The following is a 17,636-nucleotide window of genomic DNA, read 5'->3' as shown; positions in this document are numbered from 1 at the left end:
TCAAAGCGAGCACCACACCCGGGGATCAAACAACCACAGGACCGCCTGGCCACAACCAGCGGTTGTACCCATAGGGTGTCAGCATGGACCTCGACACCGTCCGGACCTTCGTCGCCGCCGCCGACGCGGGGCAGTTCCAGGAGGCCGCCGCCGAGCTGGCGGTCACCCAGCAGGCCGTCTCCAAGCGCATCGCCGCGCTGGAGCGCAACCTCGGCGTTCGGCTGTTCACCCGCACCGCGCGCGGCGCCGAACTCACCATCGACGGGCAGGCGTTCCTGCCCCACGCGCGCGAGCTGCTACGCGTCGCCGAGCGCGCGGCCACGTCCGTACGCACCGGCCACCGTCCACTGCGCGTCGACGTGATCGCCTCGCGCAGCGCGCAGTCGGGCCTGATGCGCGGCTTCCACCGCGCGCACCCCGACATCGAGCTCGACGTGGTGATGCTGTTCGACATCGAGACGGCCGTCGCCGCCATCCGGTCCGGTGCGATCGACGCGTCCTTCCGCGCCGTCGCCGCACCCGGCCGGCCCCTTCCCCCGGACATCGAGTCCGTCCGGGTCCTCGACGAACCGCTCCAGCTCCTCACCGGCCCCGCCCACGCGCTGGCGGGCGCCCGGTCGGTGCCCCTCGCCCAGCTCGCCGGGCACCGGATCTGGATGCCCGGCATCGTCCCCGGTACCGAGTGGACCGCCTACTACGACGACCTCGTCGCCGAGTTCGGCCTCACCATCGAGGCGACCGGCCCCAACTTCGGCTCCGACGCACTCCTGGACACCATCGCCGACACCCCGGCCCTGGCCACGTTCATGGGCGAGCACACCCGCCTCATCTGGCCCGCCGACCACGGCCTGCGCCGCATCCCGGTGACCGACCCGACGCCCGTCTACCCCCACTCGCTCCTCTGGCACCGCGACAACCCCCACCCGGCGCTGGCCACCCTCCGCGCCCACCTCGCCGCCGCAGCGGCCGGCCACGACGCCGCCGGGACCTGGACACCGGGCTGGGTGATTCCACGCTGAACGCCGCCGCACCTTCGAGCATCGCGGCCGGCACGACGGTCATCGACACCGGCGGCCGACCAGCGATCTGAACCGCCGCCCGGACCGTCGCGACCGGCTGGGCGAACCGCCCGTCCGGCCACGACGGTTCAGGCCATCCACGGCGGAACGATCCGCTCGGCGGCCTTCGGCGCCAGCTCGCAGGCGTGCTCCGGGGTCACCCGGTCCGGGTTGTAGACGCGGCACGGCGCCGGGGCGACCGCGACGGCGGTGAAGCCGGTGTCGGTGGCCACCCGGCGGGCCAGACCGGCGGGCAGGACGAGGGTGTCGCCGGGACCGACGGTGAGCACGTCACCGGCGAGGTCGACGGTGGCGCCGCCGGTCAGGAAGGTCCAGATCTGCTCGGCGTCGGCGGCGTGCGGCGGGCCCTGGCGGCCCGGGGCCATCTCGACGTGCCACATCGACAGGCCGGTGCCGCCCTGGGTGGGCGAGGCGAAGGTGGTCATCACCCCGTTGGGGGTCTCGGTGCGGCGGGTTTCGGTGCGGCGGACGACAGACATGCGGGTGCCCCCTAAGATGGACAATCGAGTTGTCTATATGGTCAATGAGGTTGTCTATCAATGTCAAGCGAACCCGCTCCCCCGGGCTTCGAGCTGCCACTGCGCCTGCTGCTCGCGTTCCGGATGATCATCGATGAGCTGCACGAGCGGATCGCCCGCGAGGGCCACCCCGACCTGCGGCCGATGCACGGCTTCGTCTTCCAGGCGATCGGCCCGGACGGCACCACCGCCGTCGAACTCGGCCGCCGGCTCGGCGTCTCCAAGCAGGCCGCCGGAAAGACCGTCGAACAGCTCGAACAGCTCGGCTACGTCGAGCGCGGCTCCGACCCCGGCGACGCCCGGCGCAAGGTGGTCCGGCTGACCGCGCGCGGCGTCGACTGCCTGGTCCGTTCGGCGCGGATCTTCGACGAACTGCGCGCCGAGTGGGCCGACATGCTCGGCGAGGAGCAACTGCGCGCCCTGGAGTCCGGTCTGCGCACGCTCGCCCCCGGCAACCCGTTCCGGCTCGACACCCCGCGCTGGTTCGGCGGCCCTTGAGGAAAGACCGGAGTTCACCCGCAAAGGGAAGAACATGAGAGAAAGCGGCTGTAACACCGGAACGGACCCGGGACGCATGCGAGCAGAGCGCGGTAAGGCGTCGACGTAGACTGTGGAGGTGGATCACATAAACCCATCGCTACCGATCCCGGAGCTTCCGCTACGGGAACTTGAGTGCTTTTCCGTCCTGGTCCACCATCTTCATTTCGGCCGCACCGCCGAAACGCTCGGCATTTCCCAGGGGCGGGTCTCCCAGCTGATAAAGCGCCTGGAAAGCCGGGTGGGCGCCCCGCTGTTCGAACGCACCAGCCGTCGCGTCGAGCCGACCACCCTGGGGCGGGAATTGGCGGATCAGGTCGTCCCGGCCTTCGACCGGCTTCGCGAGGGTTTCGACGCCGCCCGCGCCAGCGCCGTCGCGGCGGACCGCCCCATCCGGGTGGGTTTCCAGTGCGCGGTGTACGAGCCGGTCGCCAAGGTGATCGCGAACCTCCCCGAGGGCGCCGCGCAACTCGTCGAGCTCGCCTGGGGAGACCCGTTCACACACCTGCTCCGGGGAGAGATCGATGTGGCCATCGTTCTTTCACCCTGCCGCGAGAAAGGCCTCCGCAGCATGCTGGAGTTCTCGCGGCAGCCGATGTACGTCGCCCTCTCCAGCACACACCGGCTGGCTCGCGGGTCACAGGTCTCCGCCCACGAGCTGTCCGAGCTGGGCCTGATCGAGCCGCTCGGCCCCGCGCCCGACTACTGGCGCCAGGTGAACGCGCCGAGGAAGACGCGAAGCGGGCATGAGCTGACCTACCCGGCGACCGCGGGGACGATCCAGGAGGGGCTCTCGACCGTGGCCAGCACACGTCTCGGTCTTCTGCTGTGCGAAGCGAGCACGAGGTACGTCCCGCGGCCGGACATCCGCTACCTGCCGGCTCCCGACCTGGAGCCGACGACGCTGCTCGTGCTGCGAAACGAACGGAAGCAGCACGGCCTGGCCGACAGGTTCGCGGAGCTTCTGGGAAAGAGCGTGGGCTGAGAAAGGCGGTGGAGCCTCCGGGTTGCGGCTCGCCCGCACCCGGAGGGCATCGCGGGCTCAGCCCGCGCAGTCGGCGGCAGCCGGCCTCTCCCTCCGGGAGCGCGAAGGGCACGGCACCGTCGGTCGCGGCCGTGACGCGACCGCGACGATCAGCCCGACCAGCGTGATCGACCCCGCCGAGAACATGACGGCCCGGTCTCCCGCATTGTCGATGACGAGCCCGCCCGCGAACGCGCCAAGAGCGATGCTCGCGTTGAACACCCCGGCCCACAGCGCGGCCGACGCCTCGATGCGCGCCGGGTCGGCCGTGCGGACCCAGGTCTGCGTCGACACCGAGACCCCACCGTACGAAACGCCCCAGACGACCAGCACCAACAGCACCGTGACGGCGCCCGCGACCGCGAACGGCAGCAGCAGCGCGGCCGTCACCACGCCGGCCAGCGCGCTCGCCACGGCCCCCTTCGGGTACCGGCCCGCCAAGGGGCCGAGAGTGAAGTTGCCGACGACGCCGGCCAGGCCGTAGACCAGCAGGCAGACCGCGATCAGGCCGGCGCTCAGGCCCGCGTCCGTCTCGAGAACCGGGCGGACGTACGTGTAGCCGGTGAAGTGGCCGAACACCACCAGTGCCGTGATCGCGAGCCCCGCGGCGACACCGCGGTTCCTCAGCGCGTCGACGATTCCGTCGAGCCTGCTCCGCTCGTGAACCGGAAGCGCCGGAAGCGTACGGACGAGGACGGCGACGACGACCATGCCGAGGAGCGCGAGTGCCCAGAACGCGGCACGCCAGCCCAGGAACGCCGCGATGTACGTCCCCAGGGGAACGCCGAGAACCGAGGCGATCGAGACGCCCGAGAAAATGATCGTGGTGGCCGGCGCCGTTCGGGGCCCGTCGGCAAGTCTCGGGCCCAGCCCCGCGGCAAGCCCCCAGACCACCCCCATCGAAATGCCGAGGACCGTCCGGGCGAAAGCCAGCACCGGGAAACCGGGCGCGACCGCGGTCAGCGCGTTCGCCAGGGACAGCAGAGTCATGAAGGCCACGAGCACCCTCTTGCGGTCACGGCGTCCGATGAGCGCCGGCACGAAGGGAGACACGGCCGCGGCGATGAGCCCGGTGATCGTGAGGGAAAGGCCGGTAACACCGTCGGACACGGAAAGCGTGTCCGAGATGGGGGTCAGCAGGCCTACCGGCATCATTTCGGAAGACACCACCGTGAATGTGCTCAGCGCCACGGCGATGACCGGCGACCAATGGTAATCGACGCCGTCCGCCGTCCCGGATGCCGGAGTTTTCGCATTTCTCATAAAGCCAGCTCACCACCCCTTTCGGGGCGGAACAAGATCGATCTCCTCAACAGGCGATTAGCCCCGCTAATCAATGACGGCAAGCCCTAGAACGACCGCCCCTCCCCGTGGTACGGGTGCTCCGGGCCGCTGCGGTCGGGCCGGTCCCGTTGGTCGGCGCAGAGCGCGGAGCTGAGCCGGGTGAGCAGGTCGGCGAGGTCGGCGTGCTGCTTGTCGTCCCAGTCGCCGAGGAGTTCGCAGAGCTGGGTCCGGCGGGCCGCGACCAGCCGGAGCGCCGTCTCCTCGCCCGGTTCGGTCAGCCGCAGCGGCAGACCGCCGGTGCGGGCCGCCAGGCCCCGGCTCTCCACCTCCCGCACGGCCTCCTCGATCACCGAGATCGGGACGATCCGGCGCTCGGCGAGTTCGGCGGGCTCGACCGAACCCTGGTGGTGCATCTGCAGCAGCAGCCAGCTGGAGGCCGGTCCGAGGTCGAGCCCGGCGGTCGCGGTGATCCGCCGGAACAGGTCGCGCCGGGCCTCCCGGGTGTTCAGCACCGAGAGCGCGCGGGCGATCTCGTCCAGCGAGGACCGCTCCACCGGGTTGACGCCGATCGACTCGCCGAGGTCGGGCGCGGTGACGGTGGAGCGCAGCTTCTGTTCGCGCAGGAAGAGCGAGAGCACGAAGGCGACCAGCGCGACCGGCACCGCGTAGAGGAAGACCCGGGTGATCGACTCGGCGTACGCGTGGTGGACCGCGGCCTGCACGGCCGGCGGCAGGGTACCGACCACGCGGGGATCGGCGGTGACGACAGCGGGGTTGAAGCCGGGCGGCAGCGCCACCCCCGCCAGGGCGTCGGCCAGCCGGCTGCCCAGCCCGCTGGCGAAGATCGTGCCGAAGACGGAGACGCCGAACGACGCCCCGATGGAGCGGAAGAAGGTGGCCCCGGCGGTGGCCACCCCGAGGTCCTGGTAGCCGACGGAGTTCTGCACGATCAGCACCAGGACCTGCATCACCAGGCCCAGCCCGAGGCCGAAGACCAGGAAGTAGAAGCTCATCTCGGTGGTGCTGCTGTGCTCGTCCATCCGGGACAGCAGCAGCAGGCCGACGGTGGTGACGGCCGTCCCGGCGATCGGGAAGACCCGGTAGCGGCCGGTGCGGGCGACGATCTGGCCGGCGCCGATCGAGGTGACCAGCATGCCGAGCACCATCGGCAGCATGTGGATGCCGGAGAAGGTCGGCGAGACCTGCATGACCACCTGGAGGAAGGTCGGCAGATAGGTGAGCGCGCCGAACATCGCGAAGCCGACCACGAAGGAGATGACGGCGACCAGGCTGAACGTCCGCGAGCGGAACAGCCGTAGCGGCAGCACCGGCTCGGCGGCCGCCCGCTCGACCGCGACGAAGGCGACCAGCAGGACCACGCCGAGCACGCCCAGCCCGATGATCTGCCAGGAGCGCCAGGGCCAGGTGGTGCCGCCGAGTGAGGTCATCAGGACCAGGCAGGTGGCCACCGAGGCGATCAGCACGGTCCCCAGGTAGTCGATCCGGTGCTTCCGCTTCACCTCCCGCCCGTGCAGCACCGAGGCGATCACCACCAGGGCGACCGCCCCGACCGGCAGGTTGATGTAGAAGACCCAGCGCCAGCTGAGGTTGTCCACGAAGACGCCGCCGAGCAGCGGCCCGAGCACGCTGGTGACGCCGAAGACGGCCCCGAAGAGGCCCTGGTACTTGCCGCGGTCCCGGGGTGAGACCAGGTCGCCGACGATGGCCTGGGAGAGCACCATCAGCCCACCGCCACCGAGGCCCTGGAGGGCGCGGAAGGCGATCAGCTCGCCCATGCTCTGGGCGATGCCGCAGAGCACCGAGCCCAGCAGGAAGATCACGATCGAGGCCTGGAAGAAGCGCTTCCGGCCGTACATGTCGCCGAGCTTGCCCCAGAGCGGGGTGGCCGCCGTCGAGGCCAGCAGATAGGCGGTGACGACCCAGGAGAGGTGTTCCAGACCTCCGAGGTCGCTGACGATGGTCGGCAGCGCCGTGGAGACGATGGTCTGGTCGAGCGCCGCGAGCAGCATCGCCAGCAGCAGGGCCCCGATCGGGACCCAGAGGTTGGGGGCGGTGACCTCCGGCGGCCCCGGCTGGTGCGCCGGGCCGCGGTCGGACGCCGTGGTCGGATCCGTCATGGCGTCTCCGTAGGGGTCGCGGCCCCCGGCCGGGCCGGGGGCCGTGCGAATGATCACTCCCGGCTCACCATGCTGTCAGAAATGCCCGGATATGCGGCATTCGATTGAGCCGAACGCAAGAACGACGGCCGGTCGCGGGCCCGGCCCCGAGCCCCGTCCCGTTCACCGGCTCCCCAACCGCCACCAACCGGCACAACACCCCCACGGCGGGCCGGACGCCCCTGTCCCCCCTTGGGGACGGTCCTGCATAATCAGGCGCGTACGGGAGTGCCCGGGCACGTTCGCCAACCCGAGAAACATCCGAGTACCGAGCGAGAACCGAGGAGGGCCGGTCGATGCCGGACCAGCACTGCCCGACGTGCGGCACCGCGCGCTCCGCCGGGTGCAGGTGCCTCCCGGATCTCCCGGATCCGAGCCTCGCCGAGACCGCCGTCCTGCCGCATCTGGAGGGCCCGCCGCTGGTGCGCCCGTACGTGCCGCAGGCGGTCGGCCAGATCGTGGACGGCCCGTCGGCGGGCGCGCCCGCCGATCCGTTCGCCACCACCGTGCTCCCCCCGGTGGCCCCGCCGCCCGGGCCCGACGCGGACGCCTACGCGACGACCGTGCTGCCGCCGGTGATGTCGGTACCCCCGCCGGCCCCGCCCCGGCACCCCCAGCACCCCCAGCACCCGCAGCACTCCCAGCACCCGCAGGAGCAGCCGGAGCCGGCCGACGACGAGATCGGCTTCTTCCCGTTCGCCCACTCGGCACCCGGCGCACCCGAGCCGGCCGGTGGTGGCCGGGCCGCCCGCCGGGCCGCGGAACAGGCCGAACAGGGCCCGCTCGCCCGCCGCAAGGGACTGCTGGTGGCGGCCGGCGCCGGGCTGCTGGCGGTCACCATCGGTCTGGCGTACGCGGTGACGCCCTCCAAGGAGCCGGACCACCAGGCGCGGCCCGCCCCCTCCACCACCCTGGCGCCCGCACCGGTGGACCCGACCACCCCGGCGGACCCGAGCCCGAGCGCTCCGCCGTCCACCACGGAGGCGGAGGCCCCGAGCCCGTCCCCCAGCCGGACGACGGCCAAGGCGAGCCCCACCAAGGCGGCCACCCCGCCCCCGATGGCCCCCACTCCGCCCCCGGCCGCTCCCCCGGCCCCGGCCGACCCGCCCCCCGCCCCGCCGAGCCCGACGACCACCCCGACGCCGACACCGACGACGAGCGCGAGCCCGACGACCACCCCGCAGACCCTCACGTTCGGTATGACGGGCGCGAGTGTGAAGGACATGCAACTGCGGCTGGTGGCCGCCTCCTGCGGCACCGTCGACAAGTCGCTGGCCACCGGCTTCTTCGACTGGTGGACCCGCAATACGGTGCTGAACTTCCAGCAGGCGAACAAGATCAAGGGCGAGAACGGGGAGTACGGCCCCAAGACCCGCGCGGCCTTGGAGCAGAGCCCCCCGAGCTGCTGACCCCGGCGTCAGCCGGTGATCGCCTGGAAGATGCTGAACCCGGCCATCAGCACCATCACACCGGCCGCCACCCGGACGATCATCTTCATCGGCACGTGCTTCAGCAGCTTCTGCCCGCCCACGATCGCGATCCCCGCGACGGCGCAGAGCGCCAGCCAGGCGCCCAGGCCCACGGCCAGCGGATCGGCGTACTTGGCGGCCAGGTTGGCGGTCATGATCTGGGTCAGGTCGCCGAACTCGGCGATCGCGACGACCACGAAGCTGGCCCCGGCGACCTTCCAGAAGCTGTTCGCGGACGGTTCCTTGGCGGCGTGGCCGTCCTCGTCGTCACCGCCGTGGAAGAGCAGCATCGCGGCCCCGGCCAGGAAGAGCGCGCCGGTGACGCCCTCCACCCAGCGGTGCGGCAGCAGGGAGAGCAGGTGCCCGGCGAGCAGGGCGATACCGACCTGGAGGGCGAAGGCGGCGGCGATGCCGGCGAAGACGTAACTCGCGCGGTAGCGGGCGCCGAGCATCAGGCTTGCCAGGGCGGTCTTGTCCGGCAGTTCGGCCAGGAAGACGATGCCGAAGGTGATTGCGGCTACGGTCAGGCTCATCGGGGGTCTGGATTCCCTCGGTCGGGCTGCCCGGCCTCGGCGGCTCCGTCGGGGGAGGCTTCGGCCCGACAGCGCTGGTCATGGTTCACAGCACTGCGGCCGAAGGTCTCGCCGGCACCGGAACGGATCGCGGTGCCCCGGGCGCCGGGCCCCTGGGGGCCAGTATGTCGACGGTCCGGTGGAGGGCTACTCCCCTTCAACGCGCCCAAGCCTACCCGATGACGCGGGGCTCCCCCGGGCCCACCAGCCCGCGGGCGACGAGCTCCAGCACCACCACGATCGCCACCGTCTCCACCGCCAGCAGGCCGACCAGGACGAACAGCTGCACCGCGCCCGCCTGGACCGGCGACGCCCCGCCGAGCAGCATGCCGACGAACGCGCCGGGCAGCGTCACCAGGCCGACCGTCCGGGTCTGGTCGAGGGCGGGGACGAGCGAGGTGGCGGCCGCGGTGCGGCAGATCTCCAGCCGGGCGTCGCGCTCCTCGAAGCCCAGGGCGAGCGCCGCCTCCACCTCCCCGTGCCGCTGCCGCAGCTCGTCCAGGGCCCGCCGGCCGGCCAGCGAGGTCGCGCTGAGCCCGCCGCCGATCAGGATGCCGGCCACCGGGATGACGGACAGGCCCTTCGGCGGCAGCAGCCCGACGGCCAACAGCAGCCCGAGGACGGGCAGCACCCCGGCGCCGATCGGGGCGGCCGCCCAGACCCAGTCCGGGCCCGGGGTCATCCGCCGTCCCGCGGTGCGGACGGCGACCGCGAACATCAGCAGGACGAACAGCGCCGACCACCAGAGCGAGGAGACCACCCAGGTGATCACCAGCGCGACGACGGCCAGCTGCACCACCGCGCGCAGTCCGGCCCGCAGCACCGCGTGCCCGTGCCCGAGCAGGCCCCACCCGGCCACCGCCACGGCGGCGGCCAGCAGCACCGCGGTGACCACCCCGAGCACGGGGGTGACGGGGAGCAGCTGGGACTGCCCGGCCGCCAGAACCGTCATCCGTCAGATCCAGCTGGTGAACCACATCCGGTCCTGCCAGGACGTCATCGGGATCACCTCCGCCGTGTAGAGCGGGTAGAAGAAGGCGAAGCAGGCCACGATGGCCAGCACGATCAGCCCGGCCCCGGCCGCGCCGATCCGGCGCCGCTCGGGCGAGCAGCCCGCCGGACCGACCATGGCTCCGAGCATCTGGGCGACGGCCAGGCAGAGGAACGGCACCAGCACGACCATGTAGAAGGAGAAGACCGTCCGCTCCTGGTACTGGAACCACGGCAGGTAGACGCCGGCGACGCCGCAGAGCACCGCGCCCGAGCGCCAGTCCCGGCGGAAGAACCAGCGCCACAGCAGGTAGACCAGGGCGGCGCAGGCCGTCCACCAGAGCAGCGGGGTGCCGAGGCCGAGGATCTGCGCGGCGCAGCCGCCGGAGGCCGTGCAGCCCTGCTGCCCGTTGGGCACCTGCTCCCAGTACATGGAGACCGGGCGGCCCTGGACCAGCCAGCTGAACGGGTTGGACTGGTAGGTGTGCGGGGTGCTCAGCCCGGTATTGAAGTCGTACATCTGCGAGTGGTAGTGCCAGAGGCTGCGCAGCGGCGCGGGCACCCAGCTCATCGAGACCTGCGGCAGGCCGATGCCGAGGAGGCTGTCCGGGGAGAGCCCGGCCCGGCCGTCCGCCCAGTGCCGGTCGTACCCGCCGCCGGTGGCGAGCCAGCCGCCCCAGGCACCGACGTACACCACCAGGGCGGAGCCGACGGTGGCGAGGAAGGCGGGCAGCGCGTCCCGGCGCAGCATCGAGCGCCAGGGGCGGCGGGCACCGGCCCAGCGGCGGCCGGACTGGTCCCAGAGCACGGTGAGCAGGCCGAAGGCGGCGAGCACCATGATGCCGTTCCACTTGACCGCGCAGGCGGCGCCGAGGGCCACGCCGGCGGCGATCCGCCAGGGGCGCGGGCCGAGGCGGACCAGGTCGCCGTCGGGGTAGGCGGCGGCGAGTCGGGCGCGGGTGCGGTCGCGGTCGATCAGCAGGCTGCCGAAGGCGGCGAGGACGAAGAACATCTGGACGCCGTCCAGCAGGCCGACCCGGCTCATCACCAGCTGGAGGCCGTCCACGGACATCAGCAGGGCGGCGGTGCAGCCGATCAGGGTCGAGCCGAAGAGCCGGCGGCCGATCCGGGCCAGCATCAGCACAGTGACGGTGCCGAGCAGGGCCGTCATGAAGCGCCAGCCGAAGGGGTGAAGCCCGAAGGCGTACTCGCCGATCGCGATCACCCACTTGCCGAGCGGCGGGTGGGCGATGAACTCGGGCGCGGAGGTCAGCGGGACGTGCTGCGGGACGGCCAGGATGTCGGCGTTGGCGCTCTCCGGCCAGGTGCCCTCGTAGCCCTGCTGGAGCAGCGACCAGGCGTCCTTGGGGTAGTACGTCTCGTCGAAGACGAAGGAGTCGGGATAGCCGAGGTTCCAGAACCGGAGCAGGCCGGCGAAGACCGCCACACCGATCGGCCCGAGCCAGCCGGCCCGGTCGGCCGCCCAGCGCAGCGGCCCCCGCGGAGCCGGTGCGGGGGCTGCGGGGGCCGGGGGTGCTGCCGGTGGGTGCGTGAGCGCCGCTTGCGTCATAGCCTCGCCGATTTCGCCTGTCTCGCCTGTGCCGGGCCTGGGCCGGGCGTTCAACAGCCACTGACACTATGTGCCGGTGGTCGTGAATCCAAGCGCGACGGGCGCCGACCAGGTGACCCTGGCGGCGCCCGTCGGGCGGTGTCGTCAGGCGGCGGTCTGCAGTTCCCGGACGGGGACGGGGGTGCGGACCACGACCGGGGCGGCGTTGTCCTGGGCCGCGGTGAGGTGCGGGCGCAGCCGGATCGACATGACGACGATCAGCAGGGTGGAGCCGGCCATCGCCGCGAGGTAGAGCGGCCAGGTGCCGGAGCCGACCAGCAGCACGCCGACGGCCGGGCCGACCGCGATCGCGATCTGCTTCACCAGGGCGTACCCGGCGTTGTAGGTGCCGAGCAGCCGGGCCGGGGCGAGCTCGGCGACCATCGGGCCCATGGTGGGGGCGAGCAGCGACTCGCCGACACCGAACAGGGCGTAGATCGAGACGATCGCGACCGTGGCGGCCATGGTCTCGGTCCGGATCAGGCCGGCGACCAGGGCCATCGCCCAGGCGCCGAGCCAGACCACACCGGCCGCGGCCATCGCGGTGGTGCGGCGGCGGCGGGCGGTGATCCGCACCACGAACATCTGCAGCACCACGATGGTGACGGCGTTGGCGCCGATCGCCAGGCCCAGGGTGGAGGGCGCGGTGCCGACGGTGTCGGTGGCGAAGGCCGCGACGCCGGACTCGAACTGGCCGTAGCAGGCGAAGAAGATCAGCCCGGCGAGCACGCAGAGCCGCAGCATCGCCTTGTCGGTGACCAGGGCGCGCAGGCCCTGGGGGCCGTCCGTCCGTTCCTGGACCGACACCGGGGCCGGCGCCGGGATCCGGGCGGAGCCGGTGACCAGGGCCAGGCCGAGGAAGGTCACGGCCTCGATGGTGAACAGCCGGGTCAGGCTGGCCGGGTCGGCGACGTCGACGATCTGGCCGCCGACCAGCGCGCCGATGCCCATGCCCAGGTTGATCAGGGTGAACTGCAGCGCGAACGCGTGCGACCTGGTCGCGGTGGTCGAGCAGCGGACGATCATCGTGGCGAGCGCCGGCTGGCAGGTGGTGACACCCGCGCCGAACAGGAAGGACGAGACCAGCAGGGCCGGGGTGCCGGTGGCGTGACCGAAGGCGAACGCGCCGGTGGCGGCGAGCGTCGCGCCGGCCAGCAGCACCGGGCGCGGGCCGTACCTGTCGATGCCGCGGCCGGTGAACGGGAGCACGGCCAGCGCGGCCAGCGCGAAGACGGTGAACACCATCCCGGCGGCCAGCGAGCCCAGGCCCCGCACCTGGTCCACGTACACGAACATGTACGGCATCGTGAATCCGCTGCCGAACGCGCTGAGCGCGTTGCCGATCTGGACGCGGCGCAGCGGGCCGCCCGCCCCATGACGCCGCTGCCTCTGCTGCTTCACCGTGCCGGTCACCGTGCACACCCCTTCACTAGTTTCGCTGGATACTCTTAAGCCCAGAAGATTTCAGAGCTAAAGTCTTAGCATTCGGAAGAGTGTGGAGTCAAAGGCTTAAGGAGTGCACCGCTTCATGCGACACTGGTCCGCATGACTGCAGAGAAGCCCGCCCCGGCCACCGCCAACGAGCTGGGAGTCGCCGAGCAGGTGGCCGTCTACCAGCGGGAATTCCCCACCGTGGACCCACAGGTGGAGACCATCGTGCAGACCCTCTCGCGGGTCGCCCGGCGGATGGGCGTGGCGTACGGCCGGCAGCTGAATGTGCTCGGGATCACCTCCGCCGAGTGGGAGGTGCTCAAGGCCCTGGTGGTCGCGGGCAGCCCGTACCGGCTCGGCCCGGGCGAGCTGGCCAAGCGGCTCGGACTCACCCCGGCCGCGATGACCCACCGGATCGACCGGATGGTCGCCGAGGACCTGGTCACCCGGGAACGGGACGAGGCCAACCGGGTCCGGGTGATCATCGAGCTGACCGAGAACGGCCGCGACAAGTGGCTGGAGTCGATGCGGATGGCCGCCGGCTTCGAGGAGGAGCTGCTCCAGGACCTCGCCGGGGAGGAGCGCACCGAGCTGTCCGCGCTGCTGGCCCGGATGCTGCGGCGGATCGAGGAGACCCAGCCCGACGCGCTGGGGCGCACCGACGACCTGGCCTGACCCGGCCCGCACACCTGCCCGCACACGCGGAAGTCCGGCCCGCCGGGGGAGCTCCCCCGGCGGGCCGGACTCGTGGTGCGAGGGTCCGTCAGGCCCTCAGATGTACGGGCGGGTCAGCCGCCCGGTGGTACCGGCCTCAGCAGGGGCCGTTGTCGGTCCAGACGCCCCACGCACCGCTGGCGGCCGGGTCGTCGCCCTTGGTCCACCACTTGTTGGTGTAGAAGTGGCCCTTCCAGGACACCTTGGTCGAGGTGGCGTAGGTGGCGGCCGCGTCCCAGCTCGGGGCGCCCGAGCAGCCGGCCGGGGTGGTCGGCGGCGTGGTGGGCGGCGTGGTCGGCGGGGTCGTGGGCGGAGTGGTGGGCGGCGTGGTCGGCGGGGTGGTCGGCGGCGTCGTGGTCGGCGGGGCCGGGCAGGACGCGGACGAGCCGTTGGTGGCCTGGACCATCTTGTCGAACAGCGCGGTCTTGGTGCCCAGGTCGTACAGCGAGAAGGCGAAGGAGCCGCCGAGGCCGTTGCAGTGGGCGTAGTCCACCTTGGCCTGGATCGACTTGGCGTCCTCGCCGGACCAGAAGGTGTTGCCGTCGTAGAAGTACGTGGCCTTCGCCGTGTCGTCCCAGAAGGTCTTGGACGGGTTGTCGACGAAGCCCGTGAGCTCCTTGTACATCTGGATGCCGGGCATGTTGCCGGACATCGCGGCGCCGGTGGCGGGCGCGGCGGCGGGCTGGAACAGGCCGTTCTGGCCGTTGTTCGCGACGCCGGTCCAGCCGCGGTAGTAGAACGGCACACCCATGTTGATCTTGTTGGCGGGGAAGCCGCCGGGGATGCCGTACTCCTTGTCACCGACCGTGTACGCCTTGATGGCGCTGTCGATCGAGTACTTGCCGCTGCCCGGCTTGACGGGGGTGCTCGGGTCGTTCGGACCGGAGTACAGCGGGGCCTGGTGGTTGGTCGGGCCCTTGGCGTCCCAGCCACCGTGCATGTCGTAGGTCATGACATCGAGGAAGGTGAGGTACGGAGCGATCTTGTCCGTCTCGATGTTCATGATCTTGTCCTGGCCGGCGCCGACCGCCGCCGCCGTGGCGTAGGTCCTGCCGTCGGCCTTGCCCTGCGCGTCGAGCTGCGTGCGCAGCTCCTTCAGCAGCAGGGTGAAGTTCTGCTTGTCGGCCGGGCTGGAACCGTTGCCGGTGTGGCCGCCGCCGCCCGGGTACTCCCAGTCGATGTCGATGCCGTCGAAGATGCCGGCCGCCGAGCCCGGGCCGCCGTAGCCGGCGTCGACCGGCAGGTTGCCCTTGATGAACATGTCGATGCAGGACGAGACCAGGTGCTTGCGCGAGGCGTCGGTGGCGGACGCCGCCGAGAAGTACTTGGAGTAGGTCCAGCCACCGATCGAGAGCAGGATCTTGAGGTTGGGGTTCTTCGCCTTCAGCTTCTTCAGCTGGTTGAAGTTGCCCGCGATCGGCTGGCCCCAGACGTCGCCGACGCCGTCGACCGAGATGTCCGGGCCGAAGCTCTTCTGGTAGTCGGCGAACGCGTCGGCCGCGCCGTCACCCGCGTTCGGGTTGTTGTCGTCCTGGCTGGCGGCCTTGGTCGCCTGGAAACAGCCCAGGTCGGTCGGGCTGATGTTGGCGAACGAGTAGATCAGGTAGTCCAGGTTCCCGGCCACGCCGGTGTCCTGGATCGTCTTGGGGTAGTACGCGTTGCCGTAGATCGACCACTGGTCGAAGTAGGCCACCTTGAGGCCGCCGCTGGTGGCGGGCGCGCCGGTGCTGTTGGTGACGGCGGCGTTGGCCGCGGCGCCACCGCTGAGCGCGAGGCCCGTGCCGAGCAGCAGCGAGGCGGTCGTGCCGGCCGCGAGGGCGGCCAGGCTCTTCGGGCGGCGTCGACGGCCGCCCTGCTGGGCCGGTGCCCCGGCCCTTTCGATACGTGAACGGAGCATGGGTGCGTGACTCCTTGTTGTGGGGGATTCCGCCGCCCTGGCGAACCCGTACGGGGTGGGGCCGTACGACCAGGGCATGACAGAACGGGGGAGGGAATCGAGCGGAAACATGCCTGACGGACGCCGGGATATGCCGAACCGGCGCCAGCGGTACGGACCGCTGACGCCGGTTCAGGGGCTCCCTGCACCTGGGGATTAAAATGGACTAGACCAACTCCCCCGTCAAGGGGTGATGTTGACGCTTGAGCCGCCGTTAAGGTTCACCCGCCCCGGCCGCACCGCCGCTGACCTGCGGGTGAGCGGCGGTGCGGGACCGGGTGACGCGGGTCAGTACCGGACGGCGTTGGACACGACCGCCTTGACCGTGCCGGTGAGGTCCCGGTTGCTGCGCGCGGTGGCCTGGGCGCTCTGCCCGGCGGCGACATCCGACACGGTGACCGCCGTCGCGTCCAGCACGTTGCCGGAGGCGTCCGTGAAGTTGATCTGGATGACGTACCGGTTGGCCTGCTGCTCGGGGTTGGTGACGGTGAGCGGCACCTCCGCCTTGCCGTCCGGGGTCGTGGTCACCGCCCCCGCGGCGACGTCCGCCTTGGCGTCCAGGCCGCCCTTGACGCCCGCGATCGCCGAGGAGGCCGCCGCCTCCGCGGAGGCCACGGCCGAGGAGAGCCCGCCGGCCGCGGCGCCGGCCGCCGAGGAGAGCCCACCCGCGGCCGAGCCGACCGCGGAGGCCGCGGCGGAGGCGGCGGCGGAGATGGCGGAGGCGGCGGCGGAGGCCGCGGCGGAGGCACCCTTCTCCACCGCGGAGGCGATGGCACCGTTCGGCTTGCCGCTGGACGAGCAGCCGGCCAGTGCCGCCGCGCCGAGCACGGCCGCGGCCAGGGCGGCGGCCACGGCCCGGCTCCGGTGCCGGACCGCGGGGGCGGTGACGTCCTGCGCGGTCACCCGCACCGGGGCGGTCGGCCGGCCGGTGGTGGTCGTCCTGGTGGGCGGCTGGCGATCCATGGGGTCCTCGATTCTGCCCGGCGCCGGGCTGCCCGGCACACTCCACGCCCACCCTCCGAGCCCCGGACCGGGTCCGCCAGCAGGGCTGATACGTACGGGTGAGGGCCCGACGGCTTGCTGACATAGCGGTAGAACTATTAATTTTCTGGATTATCGGACTTGTTGATCTCTCCCAGCCCCCCAGGAGCCTCAGCGCATGGGCCAGCACCGCCTCCCGAAAACCCGCAACCGGCAACGCATTTCCGCCCTCACCCTGACCGCCGGGGGTGCCTTACTGCTCTCCGGCACCGTCGCCCACGCGGCGCCCTCCACCCCGGCCCCCGGGGCCAAACCGTCCCTGGAACAGGTACAGCGCGAGGTCGACGCCCTGTACGAAGAGGTGGAGGTCGCCACCGAGCAGCAGAACGGACTCCAGGAGCGCCAGCAGCAGCTGGAGGCCCAGGCCGGCACCTTCCAGCAGCAACTGGCCGACCAGCAGGCGAAGATCAACACCGTGCACGAGTCGCTCGCCACGGTGGCCGGGGAGCAGTACCGCACCGGCGGCATCGACCCCACGGTCAAGCTGATGCTCAGCTCCAGCCCCGAGGACTACCTCGGCCGGGCCGGCCTCCAGGAGGCCGCCACCGCCGACCAGTCCGCCACCCTGGTCCGGCTCCAGGCCGACCAGCGCAAGATCGACCAGCTGCGCACCGAGACCGCCGCCCGGCTCGCCGAACTCGACGGCAACCGGGCCCAGTTGGCGGCCAAGAAGACCGAGGTGCAGGCCAAGCTCGCCAAGGTGCAGGGCATCCTGAACGGCCTCAAGGCGGACGAGCGGGCCAAGGTCCTGCGCGAGAACCAGCAGGCTGCCGCCGCCGCACAGCAGGCCGCCTCCCGCGGCACCAACCGTTCCGACGCCCCGGGCAGCAACGGCGAGGGCGCCTCCGGCACCCCGCAGTCCGCCCCGCCGGCCCCGTCCGCCGGCCGGGCCAAGGACATCCTGGCGTTCGGCTACGCCCAGCTCGGCAAGCCGTACGTCCGGGGTGGCGTCGGCCCGAGCGGCTTCGACTGCTCCGGACTGACCGTCACCGCGTACGCGGCGGCCAATATCAAGATCCCGCGCACCTCACAGGACCAGTACCGGATCGGCACCAAGATCTCCCGGGACCAGCTGCAACCCGGTGACCTGGTGTTCTACTACCCGGACATCCACCACGTGGGCATCTACGCGGGCGACGGCAAGCTGCTGCACGCCCCCCGTACCGGCAAGAACGTCGAGGTCGTCCCGCTCGACAGCATGCCGTACGCGGGCGCGGTCCGGGTCTGACCCGGGCCCTGGCCGGAGCGGGACGTC

General features: G+C 71.8%; 15 protein-coding genes. 6 read left to right on the top strand and 9 right to left on the bottom strand.

Translation table 11 applies throughout. The annotated features are described in order from the left end of the window. Window positions 1-83 precede the first annotated feature (83 nt). Window positions 84-1,019, top strand: a complete 936-nt coding sequence (locus ACIP82_RS08780; protein WP_363607050.1) for a LysR family transcriptional regulator — start codon at window positions 84-86, stop codon at window positions 1,017-1,019. Window positions 1,020-1,147: 128 nt separating this feature from the next. Here the strand turns inward: ACIP82_RS08780 and ACIP82_RS08775 are convergent, their stop codons facing one another. Further along, window positions 1,148-1,558, bottom strand: coding sequence for a cupin domain-containing protein (locus ACIP82_RS08775; protein ID WP_400652219.1), 411 nt, complete (start codon window positions 1,556-1,558; stop codon window positions 1,148-1,150). A 60-nt stretch (window positions 1,559-1,618) separates the two neighbouring features. Here ACIP82_RS08775 and ACIP82_RS08770 point away from each other — a divergent pair, with 60 nt between their 5' ends. After that, window positions 1,619-2,095 carry a MarR family winged helix-turn-helix transcriptional regulator gene (locus tag ACIP82_RS08770; protein ID WP_400652216.1) on the top strand — a complete coding sequence of 159 codons (477 nt, stop codon included), beginning with the start codon at window positions 1,619-1,621 and terminating at the stop codon, window positions 2,093-2,095. 118 nt (window positions 2,096-2,213) lie between these two features. Then, on the top strand, window positions 2,214-3,119 hold the full coding sequence (locus tag ACIP82_RS08765; RefSeq protein ID WP_400652213.1) for a LysR family transcriptional regulator: 906 nt from the start codon (window positions 2,214-2,216) through the stop codon (window positions 3,117-3,119). Window positions 3,120-3,176: 57 nt separating this feature from the next. On the opposite strand, the gene ACIP82_RS08760 is transcribed toward ACIP82_RS08765, so the two are convergent. Together ACIP82_RS08760 and ACIP82_RS08755 are read right to left on the bottom strand one after the other, a co-directional pair. Then, entirely contained in the window at window positions 3,177-4,421 is a 1,245-nt protein-coding gene (locus ACIP82_RS08760; protein ID WP_400652211.1) for an MFS transporter, read from the bottom strand. Window positions 4,422-4,507: 86 nt separating this feature from the next. Then, window positions 4,508-6,580, bottom strand: coding sequence for an MFS transporter (locus ACIP82_RS08755; RefSeq protein ID WP_400652209.1), 2,073 nt, complete (start codon window positions 6,578-6,580; stop codon window positions 4,508-4,510). A 335-nt stretch (window positions 6,581-6,915) separates the two neighbouring features. On the opposite strand from ACIP82_RS08755, the gene ACIP82_RS08750 reads away from it, so the two are divergent. Then, entirely contained in the window at window positions 6,916-8,028 is a 1,113-nt protein-coding gene (locus ACIP82_RS08750) for a peptidoglycan-binding protein (RefSeq protein WP_400652206.1), read from the top strand. Between the two features lie 8 nt (window positions 8,029-8,036). On the opposite strand, the gene ACIP82_RS08745 is transcribed toward ACIP82_RS08750, so the two are convergent. The 4 genes from ACIP82_RS08745 to ACIP82_RS08730 all read right to left on the bottom strand — a co-directional run bounded on the left by ACIP82_RS08745 (window position 8,037) and on the right by ACIP82_RS08730 (window position 12,672). Continuing rightward, the gene (locus ACIP82_RS08745) at window positions 8,037-8,621 is read right to left on the bottom strand and encodes a TMEM165/GDT1 family protein (RefSeq protein WP_400652203.1); all 585 of its coding nucleotides are present in this window, start codon (window positions 8,619-8,621) and stop codon (window positions 8,037-8,039) included. A gap of 211 nt (window positions 8,622-8,832) precedes the next feature. Continuing rightward, window positions 8,833-9,612 carry an ABC transporter permease gene (locus ACIP82_RS08740; RefSeq protein ID WP_400652200.1) on the bottom strand — a complete coding sequence of 260 codons (780 nt, stop codon included), beginning with the start codon at window positions 9,610-9,612 and terminating at the stop codon, window positions 8,833-8,835. Window positions 9,613-9,615: 3 nt separating this feature from the next. Further along, a complete protein-coding gene (locus ACIP82_RS08735; protein ID WP_400652197.1) occupies window positions 9,616-11,220 on the bottom strand; it encodes a dolichyl-phosphate-mannose--protein mannosyltransferase in 1,605 nt (534 codons plus the stop codon). A gap of 144 nt (window positions 11,221-11,364) precedes the next feature. Continuing rightward, complete coding sequence (locus tag ACIP82_RS08730) at window positions 11,365-12,672, bottom strand: MFS transporter (RefSeq protein ID WP_363607065.1); 1,308 nt, start codon at window positions 12,670-12,672, stop codon at window positions 11,365-11,367. Window positions 12,673-12,804: 132 nt separating this feature from the next. On the opposite strand from ACIP82_RS08730, the gene ACIP82_RS08725 reads away from it, so the two are divergent. Beyond that, window positions 12,805-13,365, top strand: coding sequence for a MarR family transcriptional regulator (locus ACIP82_RS08725; RefSeq protein ID WP_363607067.1), 561 nt, complete (start codon window positions 12,805-12,807; stop codon window positions 13,363-13,365). Between the two features lie 136 nt (window positions 13,366-13,501). Here ACIP82_RS08725 and ACIP82_RS08720 read toward each other — a convergent pair whose 3' ends face one another. Together ACIP82_RS08720 and ACIP82_RS08715 are read right to left on the bottom strand one after the other, a co-directional pair. Beyond that, window positions 13,502-15,301, bottom strand: a complete 1,800-nt coding sequence (locus ACIP82_RS08720; RefSeq protein WP_400652193.1) for a glycosyl hydrolase family 18 protein — start codon at window positions 15,299-15,301, stop codon at window positions 13,502-13,504. 327 nt (window positions 15,302-15,628) lie between these two features. Next, entirely contained in the window at window positions 15,629-16,303 is a 675-nt protein-coding gene (locus ACIP82_RS08715; RefSeq protein WP_400652190.1) for a hypothetical protein, read from the bottom strand. A 196-nt stretch (window positions 16,304-16,499) separates the two neighbouring features. On the opposite strand from ACIP82_RS08715, the gene ACIP82_RS08710 reads away from it, so the two are divergent. Then, entirely contained in the window at window positions 16,500-17,609 is a 1,110-nt protein-coding gene (locus ACIP82_RS08710) for an NlpC/P60 family protein (RefSeq protein ID WP_400652187.1), read from the top strand. Window positions 17,610-17,636: the final 27 nt, after the last annotated feature.

The organism is Kitasatospora sp. NPDC088548, assembly GCF_044753005.1.
In the GTDB taxonomy this organism is placed as follows: domain Bacteria; phylum Actinomycetota; class Actinomycetes; order Streptomycetales; family Streptomycetaceae; genus Kitasatospora.
Note: the sequence above shows the minus strand (reverse complement) of the source record. Positions and strands in the feature narration are given on the sequence as shown.